18 protein-coding genes are annotated in these 20,541 nt (G+C 69.9%); 11 read left to right on the forward strand and 7 right to left on the reverse strand.

Annotation, left to right across the window (positions count from 1 at the left end; translation table 11 throughout):
- Window positions 1-41 precede the first annotated feature (41 nt).
- Window positions 42-3,404 carry an FHA domain-containing protein gene (locus ACIG5A_RS11210; protein WP_397240032.1) on the reverse strand — a complete coding sequence of 1,121 codons (3,363 nt, stop codon included), beginning with the start codon at window positions 3,402-3,404 and terminating at the stop codon, window positions 42-44.
- A 191-nt stretch (window positions 3,405-3,595) separates the two neighbouring features.
- On the opposite strand from ACIG5A_RS11210, the gene ACIG5A_RS11215 reads away from it, so the two are divergent.
- Window positions 3,596-4,048 carry a MarR family winged helix-turn-helix transcriptional regulator gene (locus ACIG5A_RS11215; protein ID WP_397240033.1) on the forward strand — a complete coding sequence of 151 codons (453 nt, stop codon included), beginning with the start codon at window positions 3,596-3,598 and terminating at the stop codon, window positions 4,046-4,048.
- 6 nt (window positions 4,049-4,054) lie between these two features.
- Here ACIG5A_RS11215 and ACIG5A_RS11220 read toward each other — a convergent pair whose 3' ends face one another.
- On the reverse strand, window positions 4,055-4,891 hold the full coding sequence (locus tag ACIG5A_RS11220) for an NAD(P)H-binding protein (RefSeq protein WP_397240034.1): 837 nt from the start codon (window positions 4,889-4,891) through the stop codon (window positions 4,055-4,057).
- 164 nt (window positions 4,892-5,055) lie between these two features.
- On the opposite strand from ACIG5A_RS11220, the gene ACIG5A_RS11225 reads away from it, so the two are divergent.
- Together ACIG5A_RS11225 and ACIG5A_RS11230 are read left to right on the forward strand one after the other, a co-directional pair.
- Complete coding sequence (locus ACIG5A_RS11225; RefSeq protein WP_397240035.1) at window positions 5,056-5,727, forward strand: TetR/AcrR family transcriptional regulator; 672 nt, start codon at window positions 5,056-5,058, stop codon at window positions 5,725-5,727.
- Window positions 5,728-5,749: 22 nt separating this feature from the next.
- Window positions 5,750-6,265, forward strand: coding sequence for a GNAT family N-acetyltransferase (locus ACIG5A_RS11230; protein WP_397240036.1), 516 nt, complete (start codon window positions 5,750-5,752; stop codon window positions 6,263-6,265).
- Window positions 6,266-6,387: 122 nt separating this feature from the next.
- Here ACIG5A_RS11230 and ACIG5A_RS11235 read toward each other — a convergent pair whose 3' ends face one another.
- Entirely contained in the window at window positions 6,388-7,938 is a 1,551-nt protein-coding gene (locus ACIG5A_RS11235; RefSeq protein ID WP_397240037.1) for a glycerol-3-phosphate dehydrogenase/oxidase, read from the reverse strand.
- Window positions 7,939-8,014: 76 nt separating this feature from the next.
- The gene (locus ACIG5A_RS11240) at window positions 8,015-8,656 is read right to left on the reverse strand and encodes a TetR/AcrR family transcriptional regulator (protein ID WP_397240038.1); all 642 of its coding nucleotides are present in this window, start codon (window positions 8,654-8,656) and stop codon (window positions 8,015-8,017) included.
- A 177-nt stretch (window positions 8,657-8,833) separates the two neighbouring features.
- On the opposite strand from ACIG5A_RS11240, the gene ACIG5A_RS11245 reads away from it, so the two are divergent.
- Together ACIG5A_RS11245 and ACIG5A_RS11250 are read left to right on the forward strand one after the other, a co-directional pair.
- On the forward strand, window positions 8,834-10,411 hold the full coding sequence (locus ACIG5A_RS11245) for an FAD-binding oxidoreductase (protein WP_397240592.1): 1,578 nt from the start codon (window positions 8,834-8,836) through the stop codon (window positions 10,409-10,411).
- On the forward strand, window positions 10,408-11,370 hold the full coding sequence (locus ACIG5A_RS11250) for a diacylglycerol kinase (RefSeq protein ID WP_397240039.1): 963 nt from the start codon (window positions 10,408-10,410) through the stop codon (window positions 11,368-11,370). Before ACIG5A_RS11245 ends, ACIG5A_RS11250 begins: the two co-directional genes overlap by 4 nt.
- Window positions 11,371-11,435: 65 nt before the next feature.
- On the opposite strand, the gene ACIG5A_RS11255 is transcribed toward ACIG5A_RS11250, so the two are convergent.
- Together ACIG5A_RS11255 and ACIG5A_RS11260 are read right to left on the reverse strand one after the other, a co-directional pair.
- Window positions 11,436-12,113, reverse strand: coding sequence for an AAA family ATPase (locus ACIG5A_RS11255; RefSeq protein ID WP_397240040.1), 678 nt, complete (start codon window positions 12,111-12,113; stop codon window positions 11,436-11,438).
- Between the two features lie 102 nt (window positions 12,114-12,215).
- Window positions 12,216-12,803, reverse strand: a complete 588-nt coding sequence (locus ACIG5A_RS11260; RefSeq protein ID WP_397240041.1) for a helix-turn-helix domain-containing protein — start codon at window positions 12,801-12,803, stop codon at window positions 12,216-12,218.
- A 93-nt stretch (window positions 12,804-12,896) separates the two neighbouring features.
- On the opposite strand from ACIG5A_RS11260, the gene ACIG5A_RS11265 reads away from it, so the two are divergent.
- Window positions 12,897-13,823: an NAD(P)/FAD-dependent oxidoreductase gene (locus ACIG5A_RS11265; protein ID WP_397240593.1), complete on the forward strand. Its 927-nt coding sequence runs from the start codon at window positions 12,897-12,899 to the stop codon at window positions 13,821-13,823.
- Window positions 13,824-13,934: 111 nt separating this feature from the next.
- Here the strand turns inward: ACIG5A_RS11265 and ACIG5A_RS11270 are convergent, their stop codons facing one another.
- Entirely contained in the window at window positions 13,935-14,795 is an 861-nt protein-coding gene (locus ACIG5A_RS11270; protein WP_397240042.1) for a helix-turn-helix transcriptional regulator, read from the reverse strand.
- Window positions 14,796-14,945: 150 nt separating this feature from the next.
- On the opposite strand from ACIG5A_RS11270, the gene ACIG5A_RS11275 reads away from it, so the two are divergent.
- The 5 genes from ACIG5A_RS11275 to ndk all read left to right on the forward strand — a co-directional run bounded on the left by ACIG5A_RS11275 (window position 14,946) and on the right by ndk (window position 20,476).
- Window positions 14,946-15,371 (forward strand): heme-binding protein, encoded by a 426-nt coding sequence (locus ACIG5A_RS11275; protein ID WP_397240043.1) that lies wholly within the window; start codon window positions 14,946-14,948, stop codon window positions 15,369-15,371.
- Window positions 15,368-18,049 (forward strand): valine--tRNA ligase, encoded by a 2,682-nt coding sequence (locus ACIG5A_RS11280; RefSeq protein WP_397240044.1) that lies wholly within the window; start codon window positions 15,368-15,370, stop codon window positions 18,047-18,049. Before ACIG5A_RS11275 ends, ACIG5A_RS11280 begins: the two co-directional genes overlap by 4 nt.
- A gap of 107 nt (window positions 18,050-18,156) precedes the next feature.
- The gene (locus ACIG5A_RS11285; RefSeq protein ID WP_397240594.1) at window positions 18,157-19,530 is read left to right on the forward strand and encodes a bifunctional folylpolyglutamate synthase/dihydrofolate synthase; all 1,374 of its coding nucleotides are present in this window, start codon (window positions 18,157-18,159) and stop codon (window positions 19,528-19,530) included.
- A gap of 37 nt (window positions 19,531-19,567) precedes the next feature.
- Entirely contained in the window at window positions 19,568-19,996 is a 429-nt protein-coding gene (locus ACIG5A_RS11290) for a DUF4233 domain-containing protein (protein WP_397240045.1), read from the forward strand.
- 63 nt (window positions 19,997-20,059) lie between these two features.
- Complete coding sequence (gene ndk, locus ACIG5A_RS11295; RefSeq protein ID WP_397240046.1) at window positions 20,060-20,476, forward strand: nucleoside-diphosphate kinase; 417 nt, start codon at window positions 20,060-20,062, stop codon at window positions 20,474-20,476.
- The last annotated feature ends 65 nt before the right edge of the window (window positions 20,477-20,541 follow it).

Genomic DNA, 20,541 nt, shown 5'->3' on the forward strand with positions numbered 1-20,541 from the left:
CCGCTGAGGCCGCGGCGTGGTGCCGACGGATCGGCGGCGGGCTATTCGGGGGTGTAGGTGAGGATTCGGTTGCTGATGCGGATGCGCCAGCCCGGGGGGAGTTCGATGGGTTCGGTGGTGATTCGGGTCCACTGGTCGGTGCCGGGGGCAGCGATGAAAGTGCCGGAACGGGTGTCGGCGTCGCGGACGAAGACCTTGCCGCGTTCGATCGAGATGTAGGTGTGGATGCGCGAGATATGGCGGTCCCGTTTGAGTTGCAGCGGTGCGGCGGTGGCGCCTTTCACCATGGGGTCGGACTGCGGGCTGCGGCCGATGACGTAGGGGCGGTCGAGCGGGTAGGCGTCGCCGCCCTCCAGCGCGAGCGAACCGGGTCCGGTGCTCGGCGCCCCGATTCCGCTGGGCGGCCGCATGACTCGGGTCTGGCCGGCGGGCTGCGCCGGATTCTTGGGCAGCGCGACCGGTTCGTGCGGCGCCGGGGCGACGGTTCCCGGCGCGTGCGGGCTCTGGGACCACGCGAGCGGCGGGGCATTGCGCGCCGGAAGCGGGTTGTCCCGCAGGGTCGGCTGCGCCGCGGCGTCCGGATCCACCCTGCCGAACCTGGGTACGGCGTCCTGCCGCGCCTTGCCCGAGTGCCGCGGCGCGCCGCGCCCGACCGCGAACTGCGCCGCGGTACTGGGCAGGTCACCGGTACTGGGCCCACTCGTTCCGCCGTGCTGCGGACCGACGCCCGGCGTCGTCACCGCACCCGGCGAGCCGGGAACGCCGGACGGTTCCTCCGCGTCGGCGCGCACCGGCGGATCGACCTGACCGGCGACACCGGGGTAGAAGGTATTACGCGGACGCGGCGTCGAATGCCGCACCGTCACATCCGATTCCAAGGATGAGCCGGACGGCGACAGCGGACCGCGCTGGAACGCCCCATCGGACCGAGCGGCGGTGCCCGGCTCGGACATCGCGCCGGGCTGAGACGGCGCGCCGAAGAGATCCGCCGGAGCGGGGATACCTGTCGCGGGCTTGGCCGCCGGCTCTTCCTGCCAGCCGGAATCGGACCGGAACGGCGAAGCAGGCTGCGCCGCCATACCTTCCGGCTGAGACGACGCACCCGATTCGGCAGCCGCACCGGCTCGGGCCGCGGCATCGAACAGCGGCATGGATGTGGTCCGCGGAGCAGCGCCCGGCCGCGCGCCGGCGCCCGGCGACATTGCTTCGCCCTGCATGTCTATACCTGGCTGTGCGGTACCGCCGGATTGCGCTGTGCCGGAACGAGATACCGCGCCCTGATCGGACGCCGCACCGGATCGAGCGCCCGCGCCCGCCTCCGATATCGCATCGCGTTGCGGGATCACGTCGGGCTGCGCGGCGGTGCCCGGCTGCGACATCGCTTCGCCCTGCATGCCCCCGGCGGGCTGTGCAACACCACCGGATTGCGCTGTGCCGGAACGAGACATCGCGCCCGGCTCGGACGGCGCACCGGATTGGAAGGCCGTGCCCGGTTGCGATGCCGCATCGCGCTGCGGGATCACGCTGGGCTGCGCGGCGCTTCCGGGTTGCGCCGCGCTGGACGGAGAAACCGTGCGGGGTTCGGACGTCGGGCCGGGTAATGCGCCCGGATGCGGTGCTGCACTCGGCTGCGCCATCGGGCCCGGTTGAAGGGGCGCCCCGGATGGTGGGGTGCTGAGCCGGGACATGAGGGTGGGATCTGACGGTGCGGCGCCTGCGCTGTGCGCGGGTACGCCTGGCTGCGAAGGCGTTCCGCGCTGAGCGGCTCCTTCCGGCTTCGACATCGAGATCTGCTGCGGCGTCTCGCCGGACGCAGCGATGTCCTCGGATTGCGCTGCGCTCGAACGGGATACCTCGGGGCCGGAGGCCGCGGTGGATGCCGCCGCGCTGCTGCGCCACGACGCCGGGCTCGAGGATGTCGATATCGGATCCCGCGACGGGATGTCGCCGGACGATGTGCTGTCGTCGGATTGTGCCGCGTTCGATCGGGATACCGCGTCGGGGTCGGGCGTCGCGCTCGGCGCTGCCGTGTCACCGCGCTGCGAAGCCGCTTGCGGTGGTGTCGATATCGCGTCCCACGAAAGGACCTCGTCGGACTCCGCGAGGTCGCCGGGTTGTGCCACGCTCGACGGGTTCATCGCGGCGGGCTCGGAAGCCGCCGCCCCGCGCTGTGCGGAGGCGCTGTACTCGGAGGGCGCGTCCGAATGCGACATCACCTCGCGCTCAGGCGTACCGAGCCTCGAAGTGCTGCTGGATTGTGCCGCGTTCGAACGGGATACCGCGTTGGGGCCGGAAGTCGCGGTGGGCGCTGCCGTGCCACCGCGCTGCGAAGCCGCGTCCGACGATGTCGATATCGGATCCCGCGACGGGACCTCGCCCGACGGTGCGCTGTCGTCGGATTGTGCCGCGCTCGAACGGGATATCGCACTGGGCAGCGGGGGGCTGCTGGATTGTGCCGCGCTGGGCGGGGGTATCGCACCAGGACCGGGTGCCACGCCGCGCTGGGCGGCGATGTCTGGTCGGGGCGCCGGATCCGACTGGGCAGGCGCGCCGGATTCGGGACCGCTGTCGGTGCGAGGCGGGCCGGCAGGCTGGAAGTGCGTGCCGGGCTGGCGCATCACGGCAGGGCGCAGGGGTGGTGTCGGTTGGTCGGGGGTGTGGGGCTGGACCGCTGGGATCGGGCCGCTACTCGGGGCGGGTGGTTGTCTCGTCGGATCGAGGTGGGGTGCGGGCCACGGTTGGGCTGTGGTGCGGGGCGCCTGGCCGGTGGGCGGCTTGTGCAGGGAGGGCGGACCGTCGGGGACGGCGTCGAAGCCGCCGCTGTGGGTCGGGTCGGGCAGGGCGAAGCCCGCGGCGGCCGTGGCCGGAGGTTCCGGTGTGGCCGGGGCCGGTGGTCTGGCGGCGGTGGCCGCCGGTGGTCTGAGGTCGCGTCGTGGTCCGGTGTGCAGGACGAAGCCGCCGCCGGGGACCACGCCGCCGCGCAGGTCGGTGCGCGGGCGTTCGAGTACCGGGGCTCCGGTGTCCGCGCCGATGGTGATGCGGCGCAGTGGGCCGCGCACGATTTCGTCGACCCAGGTGAACGCGCGCGCGCCGGACAGGCGCCGCACGCCCTCCGCGGTGTCGACGACCGCGGTCACCGGGCCGCGCAGCAGGATGAGCGCGCCGTCTCCGGTCGGCGCGACCACGCCGAACGGCGGCGGCATCGCGCCGGGGCCGAACACCACCGCGGCCAGCCGTTGCGCGATGGCCATCCCCGCGTGATCGGCGTCGGCGAACGCTTCGACCGCGCCGAGGATCCGATCGGTGGACGCGGTCTCGGCCGCGAGATACACCACTACTTCACCGAAACGTGCGACCAGACCTTCGCCTGGCGCGATACCTACGGTGGACGATTTGCTGCGCACCCGCGCCCCTCCTTCCCGGCGCACTACCGGCGTCCTAGCCAGCATAGAACGCGCCGAACAGCCGCATGGGCGCCCGCGGCAACCCGCACCGGGACCAGCGCGGCTGACCGTCTGCCCGCAAATAATCTGTTAGCGAACAATTCGTGCGGAGACGGCGCGGGTACCGTGGGCGGACCGACCACAGGGGACCGATGACCGACCGCCCGGCGTACTTCCCGCGGCTCGCGAGCGAGCGCACCGATATCGCGCTGCTCCGTGCTTCGACGCTGGTCGCTCGCGCCGCCGAAACACACTCGGGCGCATCCGGACTCGGCGTCGGCCAGCACCTGGTGCTCGAGATGCTCGCCGCCGTCGGCCCGAGCTCGCAGCAGCAGCTGAGCGAGGAACTGCGCATCGACCGCAGCGTCATGGTCGGCATCTGTGACGAGCTCGAGCGTGCGAACTACCTACGCAGGGAACGCAATCCGAGTGACCGCCGCTCCTATACGGTCACCGTCACCGATTCGGGCCGCGCCCTCGTGGCCGAAGCCGAGACCCTGGTCCCGGCCCACCTGGACCGTGTCTTCGCCACGCTCACCCCAGCCGAGCGCGCACAGCTCTCCCGCTTGCTCACCAAGCTGCTCGGTGTGGACCGTCGCCGCTAGGGCTTTTCAGCCGCTGAACTCCGCGGCGTTCTCCTCGACCCAGCTGGTGAAGGTGCGGGCAGGGCGGCCGATGAGCGTGCTGACCGTATCGGTGATCGGCGCGGGTACACCGTCGCAGCGACGCCAGTAGCCGAGCAGCCCGTCGGCGTATGGGGCGGGAAGGTACTCGGCTGTCTGTTCGCGCCACACCTCCGGCGTGACGCGCTCGACGGTGACCGGGCGGCCGGTGATCGCGGCGATGCGGTCGAGTTGTGCTGTGAAGGTGAGGGTTTCGGGTCCGGTCAGCGTATGCGCCGTGCCGCGATGGTCGGGCCCGGTGAGCAGCGCGTGCGCGGCCGCGGCGATGTCGAGTTCGTGGATCGGATCGGTGTAGGCGTTCGGGTAGGGGAGGCTGACCGGCTGGTCCGCCTTGATGGCCGGAGCCCAGTTGCGGGCATTGCCCGCGAAGGCGCCGGGGCGCAGCACGGTGACGGTCATCGGTACGTGCGCGAGTCCGACCTCGGCGGCGAGATGGGATTGCGCGATCGGATTGGTCGCCGCGCCGGGGTCGAGCACCGCGGACGAGGACAGCAGCACGATGTGCTCGACCCCGGCTTCGGTTGCGGCCGCGGCGAATTCGGTGATCGCGGCCGCCTCGGCGTACAGGAAGACCGAGGTCACGCCGCTGAGTGCGGCGGGAAACGTGGCGGCGTCGGTCAGGTCGCAGGCGACGGCCGGCACGTCTGCGGGCAGCCGCAGCAGGTCGGGGTGCCGTGAGCCGACGCGAACGTCCAGGCCATCGGCGCGCAGCGAGGTGAGCAGGTGTTCGGCGATCGCGCCGCGGCCGCCGGTGAGCAGAATCATGGAAAGTCCTTGGGGCAGTGCGGAATTGACAGATCGAAGAGGGCACCCGCCGAGGTGTCGATCAGGTGCGCGATCGATCGTGACGAACGATGTTCGTCAGGCCAAACTACGAGACGAACAGCGTTCGTGTCAAACGGTGTTCGTTGGCGCGGTATGCTCGGCGCATGAGTGCAGCACCCGTGAGCCGTCGCGCACGCCCGGCAAAAGCCCCGCTCAGCCGGGACGTGATCATCGAGACCGGACTGCGGGTGCTCGACCAGGACGGGCTGGCCGCGCTGACCATGCGCCGGGTCGCGCAGGAACTCGACACCGGTGCGGCCTCGCTCTACGTCTACGTCGCCAACCGCGACGATCTGATGGCCGCCATGCTCGACCACGTGCTCGGCACGATTCCCGAACCGAGCGGCGCGACCTGGCGGGAGCGGCTGACCGCGCTGGTCGACAGCTCGGTCGCGGCGATGAGCAGCCACGAGGGGCTCGCGCTCGTCGCGCTCGGTGCGATACCCACCGGCGACAACGCCCTGGTGCTCATCGATCGGATGCTCGCGCTGTTCGCCGAGGGCGGGGTGGATGGGCGCACGAACGGCTGGGCCGTCGATCTGCTGTTCCTGTACATCACCGCGGCCGCGGCGGAGCAGGCCGCCTACAACACCAAGGCGATGCGGGCCGAGGAGTACATGGCACGGGTGAAGCAGCGCCTCGCCGAACTGCCCGCCGACCGCTACCCGATGGTCGTGGCGATGCGCGAAAATCTGCTGGCGGGAGACGGCGACGAGCGCGCACAATGGGCACTCCGCGTGCTGATCGACGGCATTCTCGCCACGCCGGTCACGTAGTTCGACAATTCGAGGAGTCTCGATGATCCGACCGGCGACCGAGGCCGACCTTCCGGTGCTGCAGGATATCGAGCGCGCCGCCGGAAAACCGTTCGCGGACATCGGCATGACCATGGTGGCCGAGGACGAGCCGCCCACGCTGGAGGCGCTGCGCGAATTCCTGCGTGCCGGGCGCGCCTGGGTCTGGTCGAACTACGCCGACCGGGCGATCGGCTATCTCGTGCTCGACGTGGTCGACGGCGCCGCGCACGTCGCACAGGTCTCGGTGGATCCCGACCACGCGGGCAGGAAGATCGGCAAACAACTGATCGACCACGCGGTGCAGTGGGCGAAAACCCAAGGGATGTACTCGATCACGCTGACCACGTTCACCGATGTGGCGTGGAACGGCCCGTACTACGAGCGCCTCGGCTTCCGCTACCTGAGCCAGGCCGAGGAAACGCCCGCGCTGCGGGCGATCCGCGATGCCGAGCACGCGCACGGCCTCGACCGGTGGCCGCGCGCCTGCATGCGCGCCGACCTGGACTCGTGGACCTGAACCGAAACCAGCCGCAGCGGCCGGAGGTCGCGTCGCGCAGGGCGGGATGCACAGCGGAGTCAGAGGCAGCCGCATACCTTCGGATTTCCCGCACACCGACTTGCCGCACGACGCGCGGGACATCAAAGAGTGTGCGGGAATACCTTTTCGGCGGCAGGCAGGGCGGCCGCCCTGTCGTCGGCGACGAGGCCGATGCGCGTGCGCCGGTCGAGGAGGTCGTCCGGGCTCAGTGCGCCCTCGTGCGAGACCGCGAACGCGAATTCGGCGGCGATGACGTCGATTCCGGGCGCCACCGGCTCCGCCAGCGCCGGATTCTGTTGTGCGGCGGCGAGAACGAGCGGTGCCTCGCTGCCGTAGCGCTCGATCAGGACCGGTGGAGCGTCGAGTCGATCGCGTGCGGCGCCGGAAACCGCGCCGACCAGTGGAAGTCGCTTGGTGCGGCATGGTCCGGCGGTGAGTGAGCCATGGCTGATCGCGGCATCGACGACGTCCTCGGCCATCTGGCGGTAGGTGGTGAGTTTGCCCCCGACGATGGTGATGACGCCGGTGGGGGAGCGCAGCACCGCGTGCTTGCGGGAGATATCGGCGGTGCTGTCGCCGGCCGTCTTCAGCAGCGGGCGCAGGCCCGCGTAGGACCCGCGAATGTCCTTGCGAGTCAACGGTTCGCGCAGCGCGGTATTGATCGTGTCGAGCAGGAAGTCGATCTCGGAGTCGGTCGGCTGCGGCTCGTCGGGGACGGGGCCGGGCGCGTCCTCGTCGGTGAGGCCGAGGTACACCCGGCCGTGCGCGGCGGGGAAGGCGAAGACGAAACGACTCGTGCTGCCGGGGACAGGCACGGTGAGCGAGGCGGTGAGGCCGCCGAACGCCGTGGCATCGAAGACCAGATGGGTGCCACGGCTCGGGCGCAGCTCGATGCTCGGATCGACCTGATCGGCCCACACACCGGTGGCATTGATGACGGTGCGCGCCAGGAGGGTGAGCGTCTCACCGGTGCGGGTATCGCGCAGGGTCGCCGAATCGCCGGTCACGCCAGTGGCTTCCACTCGGGTGAGCACCGTGGCCCCCTCGGCGGCCGCGGTGCGCGCCAGCGCAACCACCAGCCTTGCGTCGTCGACGAGCTGTCCGTCCCAGGATTGCAAGCCACCGCTCAACCCGTCGCGCCGCACGGTCGGCGCGAGCCGCAGCGCCTCGGCGGCGGCGACCCGGCGAGACCGCGGCAGCAGTCCGGCGGGCGTGCCCGCACTGCGGCGCAGCACGTCACCGGCGACGAAACCGGTGCGGATCAAGGTCCGTTGGAAGGTGCCGATCTCCGGCAGCAGCGGCACCAGCTGCGGCAGCGGGCGCACGAGATGCGGTGCGGTGGTGCGGATCAGAATGCCCCGCTCGACGGCGCTCTCGTGCGCGATGCCGACCTGGCCACTCGCCAGATAGCGCAGCCCGCCGTGCACCAGCTTCGAACTCCACCGGCTGGTACCGAAGGCCAGATCGTGCCGCTCCACCAGCACGGTCCGCAGTCCACGGGCGGCGGCATCGAGCGCGGCACCGGCCCCGGTGACACCCCCGCCGATCACCAGCACATCGATATCGGCCCCGTCGCCCAGCCGGGTCAGCTCACGCGAACGGCGCTCGGCGTTCAGCGCGGAATTACCCGTCACGGTCGAATTCGCGGTCATCACAAACCCTTTCTGGCAGTGCACCAGGCGGTGCGGGTCCCGCCGGTCGAGGCGGTTGCGGCTGAATCGGCAACCATCACACAGCCTTTCGCTGTTGCGGAGTCTTCTGGCGCGACCCCGGAGTCGGAGTCAGATACCCGTCGAGAGCGCGGGCGAGCTCGGTATCGAGGGCGTCGCCCGCGAGCAGGGGGGCGACCGTGCCCGCCGATTGCACCGCGGATTGGGCGATGAGCAGGAGCATGGTGGCCAGCTGGTCGGGGGACCCGTCACGAATCGAGCCGTCCTGCTGTCCGTCTCGGATACCGGCCGAGAACAGCTCGATCAGCGCGCGCTGATTGCGGCCGAGCCTGCCGAAGACGTAGGTGAGCATCAGGTCGGTGTCGGTGCGGAAGATCTTGCCGAACAGCGGGTTCGATCGGATGGTCGCCGCGCCCGCGACGATCCCTTCGACCAGCCTCGCGCGGCCGCTGCCCGAGGTGGGCATGGCGGCGACGACGATCCCGCGCAGTTCCCGGACCAGTAGTTCGGCCACCAGCGAGCCGGTGTCGGGCCAGCGCCGGTAGACGGTCGGCCTGCTGACGCCCGCGCGGCGCGCCACCTCGGTGAGGGTGGTGCGGCGGACGCCGAACTCCTCCACGCAGCCGCGCGCGGCCTCGAAGATCGCGAGATCTATTGCCGAGAAAGCGGTTTCGGCGTCGGTCTCGTCGGAGACGGCCATCGGATGTCACCACCGGGTGTCGGCGGCGCCGGAAACGGAGCGGCGCCGGTATGGATGTCTGCTCGTTACTGCTTGACAGTCTATGTCAAACTGTAACGCATGGTCGAGACGCAGCAGAACACCGGTAACGATTCGGCACCGGGCGTAAAGCCGGGCGTGGCGCCGCCTCCGGCGAGTATGGTGTGGGACGCCTGGGGTATTCCGGCCGGACACAAGCCGCTGTCGGCGCAGATCCGTGGCCTGCTCGCGCAGGTGTTCGGAGTATCCGGCGACCCGGTGGCGCGCCGCGATGAGGGCGATGTGCCGCTCCGCGCGTCGGCGCTGAGTTCGGACCGACGAGACGGGCTGGTCGCGGTGGTCGGTGCGGACCATGTGTCGGTCGACCACCAGGACCGGCTGCGGCACGCGGGCGGCAAGAGCACCCCGGATCTGTTGCGCCGCCGCGCCGATGGCACGCAGGACGCGCCCGATGCCGTCGTCTTCCCCGCCGATCACGCGCAGGTGCTCGCCGTGCTGGCGTACTGCACCGAGCACGCCGTCGCGGTGGTGCCGTTCGGTGGCGGCACCAGCGTGGTCGGCGGCGTCGACCCGGTCCGCGGGCGCTTCGATGCCGTGATCGCGCTGGATCTGCGCCGTCTCGACGCGGTCTCGCGGGTCGACCCGATCAGCGGGACCGCCACCCTCGGGGCCGGCCTCACCGGCCCGCGCGCGGAGGAACTGCTCGGCGCGCACGGCCTTTCGCTCGGCCACTTCCCGCAGAGCTTCGAATTCGCCAGTATCGGCGGATTCGCCGCCACTCGCTCCTCGGGCCAGGCCTCGGCGGGCTACGGGCGCTTCGACGACATGGTCCAGCACCTGACGATCGCCACACCCAGCGGCACCTTGGCGCTAGGCCGCGCCCCCGCCTCGGCCGCCGGTCCCGATCTGCGTGAGCTGTTCGTCGGATCGGAGGGCGCGCTCGGCATCATCACCGAGGTCACCGTGCGAGTGCATCCGGTACCGGAAACCACCGCCTACCAGGCGTGGTCGTTCCCCGACTTCGAAACCGGCGCGGCCGCACTGCGTTCGGTGGTGCAGGCCGGTGCGGCGCCGACCGTGTTCCGGCTGTCCGACGAGGCCGAAACCGGCCTCAACCTGGCCCGCTCCGGCGATGTCGGCGGCAACGCGGTTTCCGGCTGCCTCGCCATCACCACCTTCGAGGGCACCGCGGCGCATGTCGCGGCGCGCAGCGCCGAGGCCGGTGCGCTGCTGGCGGCCGCAGGTGGAAAGGCATTGGGCGACAAGCCGGCTCGGGAATGGGAGCACGGCCGCTTCGCCGCGCCCTATATGCGCGACGCGCTGCTCGACCTCGGTGTACTGTGCGAAACCCTGGAAACCGCCACCACCTGGGCGAATCTGGCCAATCTGAAGGCGAAAGTCACTGCGGCGCTGACGGATTCGCTGGGCGGGCAGGGCACCCCGCCGCTGGTGATGTGCCATATCTCGCACACCTATCCGACCGGCGCCTCGCTGTACTTCACCATCGTCGCCAAGCAGCTCGACGATCCGATCGCCCAGTGGCACATCGCCAAACAGGCCGTCGGTGACGCGATCGTGGCCGCGGGCGGCACCATCACCCATCATCACGCGGTCGGCACCGACCACCGCCCGTGGATTCCGGCCGAGATCGGCGACCTCGGTGTGCGCGTATTGCGTGCGGTGAAACAGGAATTGGACCCCGCCGGGATCCTCAACCCTGGAAAGCTGGTCCCGTGATCGAGGACGCGCGCCGCACCATTCGGGCGGTCACCGTGGTGACCAACCCGCACTCCGGGCTCGGCAAGGGCGACGATGTCGCGACCGCGGCACTGGCCAGATTCGCCGAGCGCGGCATCACGATCACCGAGGTGCGCACCGCGACGGCCGCGGAATCGGTACAGCGCGTGCGCGATTCGATCGCCGATCCGGCCACCGGGCCGGACGCGGTGGTCTGCATCGGTGGTGACGGCCTGATCTCGGTGATGCTGGCCGCCCTCGCGGAGACCGGCGTTCCGCTCGGCCTGATTCCCGCGGGCACCGGCAACGATCTGGCCAGGGAGATCGGCGTGCCGACCGAGGATCCGGCCGGCGCGGCCGATGTGGTGGCCGACGGCAACATCCGCACCATCGATCTCGGCCGCATCGAAGCCGACGGCGCGGCGCCGATGTGGTTCGCCACCGTCACCGGCACCGGATTCGACGCCCGAGTCACCTTGCGCGCCAACGAGATGCGCTGGCCGAAGGGGCGGCTGCGTTACACCGTCGCCGCGCTCGCGGAGATCTCCGGCCGGTTCACCGTGCCGTATCGGGTCGAGCTGACCGGGGTGTCGGCGGACGGGCTGACCAAGCCGGGCGCCACCGAGGACACCGTCATCGAAACGAACGCGGTGATGGTCGCCGTCGGTAACACCCGCACCTACGGCGGCGGCATGCTGATCTGCCCGGACGCGGTGATGGACGACGGGCTGCTCGACCTCACCGTGGTCGGCGCGCTGTCCAGGGTGGAGATGCTGCGCCTGCTGCCCGCGCTGTCCGCGGGCAAACGGCAGGACCATCCCGATGTGAAGCAGTACCGCGCCGCGCAGGTGACGCTCACCGCGGCGGGCGCGCCCGCGACGGCCGACGGGGAACCGGCGGGCACCCTCCCGATCACCATCCGCGCCGTTCCCCGTGCGCTCACCGTGCTGGTTCCGTAGTCGGAACTACCCTGGGCCGTACCCAGAACGGTTGTGGCCCGGCAAAACTCGGCTGTGGGCCGCGGTTACGCCGCGAAACCGACGCGGTCGATGCGGTTGACGGTCGGCCGGTCGAGGATGACCGTCGAGGCGGGCTCGGGATGCTGGGGCGCACCGGAACCGAGCCCGCGCAGCAGCCGTCGCCAGCGGAAGCAGTGCAGCGCGAAGGCGATCGAGTTGATCCGCCTGCCACGCTGACGCTGACCGGCACGGGCCGCCGCGGCGTCCACATCGATCAGGATCACATGCATTTCGCGCCCGTAGGCCGTGCTCCAGCGCGCGATGAGCCGCCGGGACCAGCCGAAGGTCGCGCAGTCGTGAATCACTACCGGCCCCTTCGCTTCTCGCAGCGCCGTCCGGATACCCGCGTAGTGCGCGACGTGCACCACCGGCCGCCACAGCGGGTAGGGTAGCCAGCCGAGCCGGTGCCGCCAGCGGTTGCGCGCCTGATGCGAATCCAGCACGATCGAATCCGCCGGACCCCTCGGTGGTGTCTCGGCGTCCGCCGTGGCGCCGAAGAACCGATGCAGTGCCGTGCTCTTTCCGGCACCGGGCACACCGGCGACGATCAACGCCGCCGAAGCCGGGTAGCGCAATTCGTCGACCGCCTGCCCGCGCAGATCGACGAGGGCAACGGGCGCCGCGACGTACCGTTCGGATACGCGCGGCTCGGACAGGTGCGGCTCGGGAACGTATAAGGGCACCGAGTCGAGCGGAGGGTTCACACTTCCAGGCTCCGCAGTCCGCCCGCATTCGGCAACAGGGAAAACCCTGACTTCTCCTGAGAATTCGCTGATCGATCCGTACTATTTCTGGCCGCGCGGGCGGGCGCGGACGTGCATGCGCTCACCCTGGCTGCCGAAGAGGCTGAGGATTTCCACGGGACCGCGCCCCGCGCTGCCGAACCAGTGGGGTTGGCGGGTGTCGAATTCCGCGGCCTCGCCGGGGCCGAGTACCACATCGTGCTCGGCCAGTATCAATCTCAGGCGCCCGGCCAGCACATAGAGCCATTCGTGGCCCTCGTGCACCCGTGGGTCCGGCTCGCCGCGTTCCGGCGGGATGATCATCTTGTAGGCCTGCAATGGTCCTGGCTGGCGGGTCAGCGGAAGTACGGTGCGGCCGTTGATCGTTCGCGCCGTGGTGTGCACGCGCGGATCGGCGCTGCGCGGTCCGTTGATCAGTTCGTCCACCGGCACGTCGTGCGCGATGGCGATCGGCAGCAGCAGTTCCAGGCTGGCCTTGCGCTGGCCGGATTCCAGGCGCGAGAGCGTGCTCTTGGAGATGCCGGTGGCCTCGGACAGCGCGGTCAGGGTGACGTCGCGCTGGGCGCGCAGCGCCTTGAGCCGTGGGCCGATATCGGCGATGGTCTGGGCGACGCCGAGCGGGTTGGTCATCACACCAGTGCACCCCCGATTCCCGGAAACGGCAACTTTCGTTGCCATAACGGCGCGCGATGGGCAACCTGGCCGCGGAGGTGATCGCAGATGATCGAGGAAACATACGACGTGGTCGTCGTCGGCGGCGGCGCGGCGGGACTGTCCGCGGCGCTGGTGCTGACCAGGGCGCGCCGCCGGGTGGCGGTGGTGCGCGGCGGCGCACCGCGCAACGCACCGGCCGCGCATATGCACGGATTTCTGTCCAGGGACGGGCTCGCGCCGTCGGAGCTGCTCGCGGTGGGCGCGAACGAGGTGGCGAGCTATGGCGGCGACCTGTTCGACGATGAGGTGGCAGGTGCCGAAAAGTCTGGGGAGCAAGGATATTTCACGCTTCGGCTGGCCGGCGGACGGACGCTGAGCGCGCGCGGGGTGCTTGTCGCGACCGGCCTGCGCGACGAACTGCCCGACCTGCCAGGCGTGCGCGAGCGGTGGGGCGCCGACGTGCTGCACTGCCCGTACTGCCACGGCTACGAGGTGCGCGATCAGCCGCTCGCCGTACTCGGCGGCACCGAACCGGGCGGCGTGGCCAGGGCGGTGCACCTCGGCCTGCTGCTCCCGCAGTGGTCGTCCGACACGGTCTTCTTCCCGCACGCCATGACGCTGTCCGGCGAGGACCGCCGTCGGCTCGGCGCGCGCGGCGTCCGCATCGTCGACGGCAAGGTCGACGGCCTGGTGATCGCGCAGGACCGATTGCGCGGCGTCGCGATGGCGGACGGTCGGGTGGTGCCGAGGTCCGCGGTGTTCGTCGCGCCGACCTTCGTGCCCAACGCCGCGGTGCTCACCGCGCTCGGGTGCCGATTCGACGACGCGGGCTGGGTGATCGCCGACACATCGGGCCGGACCAGCGTGCCCGGCGTGTGGGTGGCGGGCAATGTTGCCGACCCACGCGCACAGGTCATCTCGGCCGCGGGCGCTGGCTCGACCGCAGGCATCGCGCTCAACGCTGACCTCATCGAACAGGACATCGCGGTCGGATAAATGGAAGATCGATGATCGAAAATATCCGGAAGCTGAGAATTACTTATGGATTCCGGGCCGCGACCTGGAAGGGCGGTAAGCTGTGAGCAAGGGCGGAGTGTTCGGTGTCCCTCATCCACCGAAGACTCCGCCTTTTTCTGTGCCCACTACCGGATCCGGGCTCCACGCATCGAGGAATCGCAGCGCCTCATGTGCCTTGCTGTCCGCGGGCGCGGTGTAGGTGACCAGCGTCTGCCCCTCGGCGGCGGCGATGACGAACGCCTGCCAATCCACCTCGAGATCGCCGACCAGCGGATGCCGCAACACCTTTCGGCCCGCATCGGCGACCCTGACGTGATGCCAGGCCCACAGGCACCGGAAATCGGCGTCGTGCAGCGACAATTCGCCGACCAGCGTGGCCAGCTTCGGATCATCGCCCCCACGTACCGCGGCCATCCGCAATCGCGCCACCGCCTCGGCGGCCACCGACGGCCAGTCCGCGAACAGTGCGCGCATCCGCGGCTCCAGAAACAGCAGCCGCACCATATTCCGTTGTCCGGCAGGTATTTCGGCGAAATCGAAGAACAGGGTGGCGGCCTGCGGATTCCACGCGAGGATGTCGCTGGTCGCGCCGAGCACCAGCGCGGGGGCCGTGGTGGCGGCGAGTAGATCGAGCACCCGCGGCGAAACCCGTTCCACCGCGCGCGTACCGCGCCGCACGGTCGGGGGTTGGGCGAGCAAGCGCAGATAGGAACGCTCGTCCTCGGTGAGCCGCAGTCCGCGCGCGATGCCGTCGAGCACATTGTCCGAGGCGCTGGTCACCCGTCCCTGCTCCAGCCGGGTGTAGTGGTCGACGCTGAGCGCGGCCAGCTGCGCGACTTCCTCCCTGCGCAACCCGCGCACCCGGCGCGGGTTGCCGATCGGCGGAAGCCCGACCTGGTCGGGCGTGATCGCGGCCCGCTTGGCCTTGAGGAAATCGCCGAGCTCACTCATCGGGTCAGTGTCACATGCGTCCGCGCGACGTTCCTGGGGCAGTCATCCCTAGGAACGCCGGACCCGGGGGACAGCCGAGCTCTGGTTGTCGTCGCGGCGCGCGGCGAATGTTGGTCCGGTATTCGAAACACCGACCAGTTGGAGCATCCGATGACATCGATCACCCTCGATCACGCCGCACGCATGATCGCCGCGGGTACTGCCGCCGCCACCGAGATCGGCGTCGCCATGAACATCGCCATCGTCGACGCGGGCGGCTACCTCGTGCACTTCAGCAGGATGGACGACGCATTTCTCGGCAGTATTGATCTGGCGCTGCGCAAGGCCAAGACGGCCGTCCTCTTCCGGATGCCGACCGATGCCCTCGGCGCCATCGCCGGGCCGGACGGGCCTGCCTACGGCATCGAGTCGAGCAACGGCGGCTTGATCTCGTTCGGCGGCGGCCTGCCCGTCGTCGATACCGACGGGCGAACCGTCGGTGCGGTCGGCGTCTCCGGTGGCATGGTCGATCAAGATGTCCTCGTCGCGGAGGCCTGCGTCGGCGCACTCGCACCGGCCACTAGAATCGTCGGGTGACCAGCGCAGCCCCTGACAACTCGCGTAATCGTGCCGATGCCCTCCCGCAGAACTGGAACCCCGGTGCGGTAGAGGCCCCGATGTACGAGCGCTGGGTAGCCGCTGGCTATTTCGCCGCCGACGCCACCAGCGACAAGCCCCCGTACTCGATCGTGCTGCCGCCGCCGAACGTGACCGGCAACCTGCACATGGGCCACGCGCTCGACCACACGATCATGGACACCCTCGCGCGCCGCAAGCGCATGCAGGGCTACGAGGTGCTGTGGCTGCCCGGTATGGACCATGCGGGCATCGCCACCCAGACCGTGGTGGAGAAGCAGCTCGCGGTCGACGGAAAGACCAAGGAAGACTTCGGTCGCGAGCTGTTCATCGACAAGGTGTGGGACTGGAAGCGCGAATCCGGCGGCGCCATCCAGTGGCAGATGCGCGCGCTCGGCGACGGCGTCGACTGGGCCCGCGACCGGTTCACCATGGACGACGGCCTCTCCCGCGCCGTGCAGACCATCTTCAAGCGGCTCTACGACGCGGGCCTCATCTACCGGGCCGAGCGCCTGGTCAACTGGTCGCCCGAATTGCGCACCGCCATCTCGGATATCGAGGTGAAGTTCGAGGACATCAACGGTGAGCTCGTCTCGCTGCGCTACGGCTCGCTCGACGACAGCGAGCCGCACGTGGTGGTCGCCACCACCCGCGTCGAGACCATGCTCGGCGATACCGCGGTGGCCGTGCACCCGGAGGATCCGCGCTACCGGGCGCTGATCGGCACCACGCTGGAGCATCCGATCACCGGGCGGCAGATCCCGATCATCGCCGACGACTACGTCGACCCCGAATTCGGTACCGGTGCCGTGAAGATCACGCCCGCGCACGATCCGAACGACTTCGAGATGGGCGTGCGGCACAACCTGCCGATGCCGAACATCATGGACGAGCGCGGCCGGATCACCGGCACCGGAACCGAATTCGACGGCATGGACCGGTTCGAGGCGCGGGTCGCGGTGCGCGAGCGGCTGGCCGCCGAGGGCCGCGTGGTCGCCGAGAAGCGGCCGTACCTGCACAGCGTCGGGCATTCCGAGCGCAGCGGCGAGCCGATCGAGCCGCGGCTGTCCATGCAGTGGTGGGTGAAGGTCGAATCGCTGGCCAAGGCCGCCGGTGACGCGGTGCGCAACGGCGACACCAAGATTCACCCCACCAGCCTGGAACCGCGCTGGTTCGACTGGGTCGACAACATGCACGACTGGACCATTTCGCGCCAGCTCTGGTGGGGCCACCGCATTCCGATCTGGTACGGCCCCGAGGGCGAGGTCGTCTGCGTCGGACCGGACGAGACCGCGCCCGAGGGCTGGGTGCAGGACCCGGACGTGCTCGACACCTGGTTCTCCTCCGGCCTGTGGCCGTTCTCCACCATGGGCTGGCCGGAGTCCAGCGCCGAGCTGGAGAAGTTCTATCCCACAAGCGTTCTCGTCACCGGCTACGACATCCTGTTCTTCTGGGTGGCCAGGATGATGATGTTCGGCACCTTCGTCGCCGACGATCCGGCGATCACCGCGGGCAAGGACGCGAAGCGGCCGCAGGTGCCGTTCAAGGATGTGTTCCTGCACGGCCTGATTCGCGATCAGTACGGCAAGAAGATGTCGAAGTCGCGCGGTAACGGCATCGACCCGCTCGAGTGGATCAAGGCGTACGGCGCGGACGCGCTGCGCTTCACCCTGGCCCGCGGCGCGCAGCCGGGCGGCGACCTCTCGGTCGGCGAATCGCACGCGCTCGCCTCGCGCAGCTTCGTCACAAAGTTGTTCAACGCCACCAAGTTCGCGCTGATGAACGGCGCGCAGCCGGGTGAGCTGCCGGACCGCGCCACCCTCACCGACGCCGATCTGTGGATCATCGATCGGCTCGAAGAGGTGCGCGCCGAAGTGGATTCGGCCCTCGACGCCTACGAGTTCGGCAAGGCGTGCGAGGCGCTGTACCACTTCGCCTGGGACGAATTGTGCAGCTGGTACCTGGAATTGACCAAGGTGCAGTTCGCCGCCGACGAGGCGCGGGTCGCCTCGACCAGGATCGTGCTCGGCTCGGTGCTCGACGCGGTGCTGCGGCTGCTGCACCCGGTCATCCCGTTCGTCACCGAGTCGCTGTGGCAGGCGCTGACCGGCGGTGAGTCGGTGGTGATCGCGGCCTGGCCGCAGGCCACCGGCATCGCCACGGATGCCGCTGCGGCACAACGGATCTCGGACACTCAGCGATTGATCACCGAGGTGCGCCGGTTCCGCGGCGATCAGGGCCTTGCCGACAACCAGAAGGTGGCGGCCAAGGTGATCGGCCTCGACGCCGCCGGCCTGACCGGCCAGCACGATTCGGTGACGAACCTGGCCAAGCTCACCGAGGCCGGCGACGCCTTCGCGGCCACCGCGTCGGTCGAGGTGCGGCTGAGCACCGCGACGGTCACCGTGGAACTCGACACCTCGGGCACCGTCGACCTCGACGCCGAACGCCGCCGCCTGGAGAAGGATCTGGCCGCCGCGCAGAAGGAATTGGCCGGTACCACCGCCAAACTCGGCAACGAGGCGTTCCTGGCCAAGGCGCCGGAGGATGTGGTCAAGAAGATCAGCGAGCGCCGCGATATCGCGGTGGCCGAGGTCGAGCGGATCGGCGCCCGGCTGGCGGAACTGAGCGGCAAGTGAACTCGAGCGAGGCGGGATACAACGCCGAACCGGAGCGGCAGTACGACGACGAGCAGCACTCGGCGCACCGGCTCGGCTCCGGGCCGTCGCCGGTCGACCTGGCCGAAATGGCGCTTGTCGAGGCCGAACTCGACAAGCGCTGGCCGGAGACCAAGATCGAGCCCTCGCTCGCGCGCATCGCCGCGCTGATGGATCTGCTCGGCTCGCCGCAGCAGGGCTATCCGGCGATCCACATCGCGGGCACCAACGGCAAGACCTCGGTGACCAGGATGATCGACGCGCTGCTCAGTGCGCTGCATCGGCGCACGGGCCGGCTCACCAGCCCGCATCTGCAGCTGGCCACCGAGCGGATCAGCGTCGACAACGTGCCGATCAGCCCGGCCACCTACGTGTCCACCTTCCGCGAGCTGCAGCCCTATATCGAGCTGGTCGACAAGCAGTCGGCGGCGATCGGCGGCCCGGCGATGAGCAAGTTCGAGGTGCTCACCGGCATGGCCTTCGCCGCCTTCGCCGAGGCGCCGGTCGACGTCGCGGTGGTGGAGACCGGGCTCGGCGGTACCTGGGACGCCACCAACGTGATCGACGGGCAGGTCGCGGTGATCACCCCGATCGGCCTGGACCACACCGACTTCCTCGGTCCCGACCTCGCCTCGATCGCGGGGGAGAAGGCCGGAATCATCAAGCGCGCACCGGAGGATCTGCTCGTGCCGCGCGACACCGTCGCGGTGATCGCCGAGCAGGAGCCGGAGGCGATGGAGGTGCTGCTGCGCCGCGCCGTCGAGGTGGACGCCGCGGTGGCGCGCGAGGGCTCCGAATTCCGGGTCGTGGCACGGCAGATCGCCGTCGGCGGCCAGCAGCTCGAATTGCAGGGCCTCGGCGGCGTCTACGACGAGATTTTCCTGCCGCTGCACGGCGAGCACCAGGCGCGCAACGCCGTGCTGGCCCTGGCGGCGGTCGAGGCGTTCTTCGGCGCGGGTGCGCAGCGCCAGCTCGATATCGACGCCGTGCGTGCGGCTTTCGCGAGCGTCGCCAGCCCGGGGCGGATGGAGCGGATGCGCAGCGCGCCGACCATCTTCATCGATGCCGCGCACAACCCGGCGGGCGCCAAGGCGCTGGCCGCGACGCTGACCGCGGAGTTCGACTTCCGCAAGCTGGTCGGCGTGATCGCGGTACTCGCCGACAAGGACGCGGCGGGCATCCTGGAGGCGCTCGAGCCGGTGTTCGATGAGATCGTCGTCACCACCAACGGTTCGCCGCGCGCCATGGACGTCGACTCGCTCGCGAACCTCGCCGTGCAGCGCTTCGGCGACGAGCGCGTGGTCACCGCCGAAACACTGCCCGACGCACTGGAAACCGCGATCGCGATCGCCGAGGAGGTCGGCGACGCGGGCGAAATGGTCTCCGGCGCGGGCGTTGTGGTAACCGGCTCGGTGGTCACCGCGGGCGCGGCCCGTGGACTGTTCGGAAAGGATCCGGCGTGAGCGGGCCCGCGAAGGCCGACAGGGAGGCAGCAGCGTCATGAGTGAGCCCGAGCCGACCGAGGATCAGTCGACCGAGGACCAACAGCCCACTGCGCCGGACCCGTGGAAGGGCCTGCGCGGTGTGATGGCGGGCACGCTCATCCTCGAGGCGATCGTGGTGTTGCTCGCACTGCCGGTGGTCGCCGCGGTGGGCGGCGGTGTGACCTGGCTCTCCGGTACCTACCTGGTGCTGATCGCGGTGCTGATGATCCTCGGCGCCGGTCTGCAGCGCAGGCCGTGGGCGGTCCCGTTCAACCTCGGCCTGCAGGTTCTGGTCATCCTCGGCCTGTTCATCCACCTGTCCATCGGCGTCATCGGTGTGCTGTTCGCGGCCGTCTGGGCCTTCATCCTGATCCTGCGTTCGGACGTCAAGCGCCGCATGGACAATGGCATGCTGCCGAGCCAGCGCATCCAGCGTTCCTCCTAGCCGGTGCGCCGCTGAGATACCGCCGATTACCGGGCTGGATGCGCGCCCAGTAGGCTCTGCGCCGTGACTGAGCAGACGTTGGTACTCATCAAGCCGGACGGTGTGGCCCGTGGCCTCGTCGGCGAGGTGCTGGTGCGGATCGAGCGCAAGGGCCTGAAGATCGCGGCCCTCGAACTGAAGAACGTATCCGAGGCCCTGGCCGGGGAGCATTACGCCGAGCACGCCGAGAAGCCGTTCTTCGGCTCCTTGATCGAGTTCATCACCTCGGGCCCGGTCGTCGCGGCCGTCCTGGAGGGCCCGCGCGCCATCGCGGCATTCCGGCAGATCGCCGGCGGCACCGACCCGGTCGAGAAGGCCGTGCCGGGCAGCATTCGCGGCGACTTCGCGCTGGAGACCCAGTACAACCTGGTGCACGGCTCCGATTCGCCGGAATCGGCCAAGCGCGAGATCGCGCTCTGGTTCCCGGAGTTTCCCGCTTGATTGTGGCTACTCGGTAGTCACCTATCGTGCGGCGATGGCGAACCGTCGCCGCACGATGTGGGATA

Origin of the sequence: Nocardia sp. NPDC052566 (assembly GCF_044547285.1) — a bacterium.
Classification (GTDB): Bacteria; Actinomycetota; Actinomycetes; order Mycobacteriales; family Mycobacteriaceae; genus Nocardia.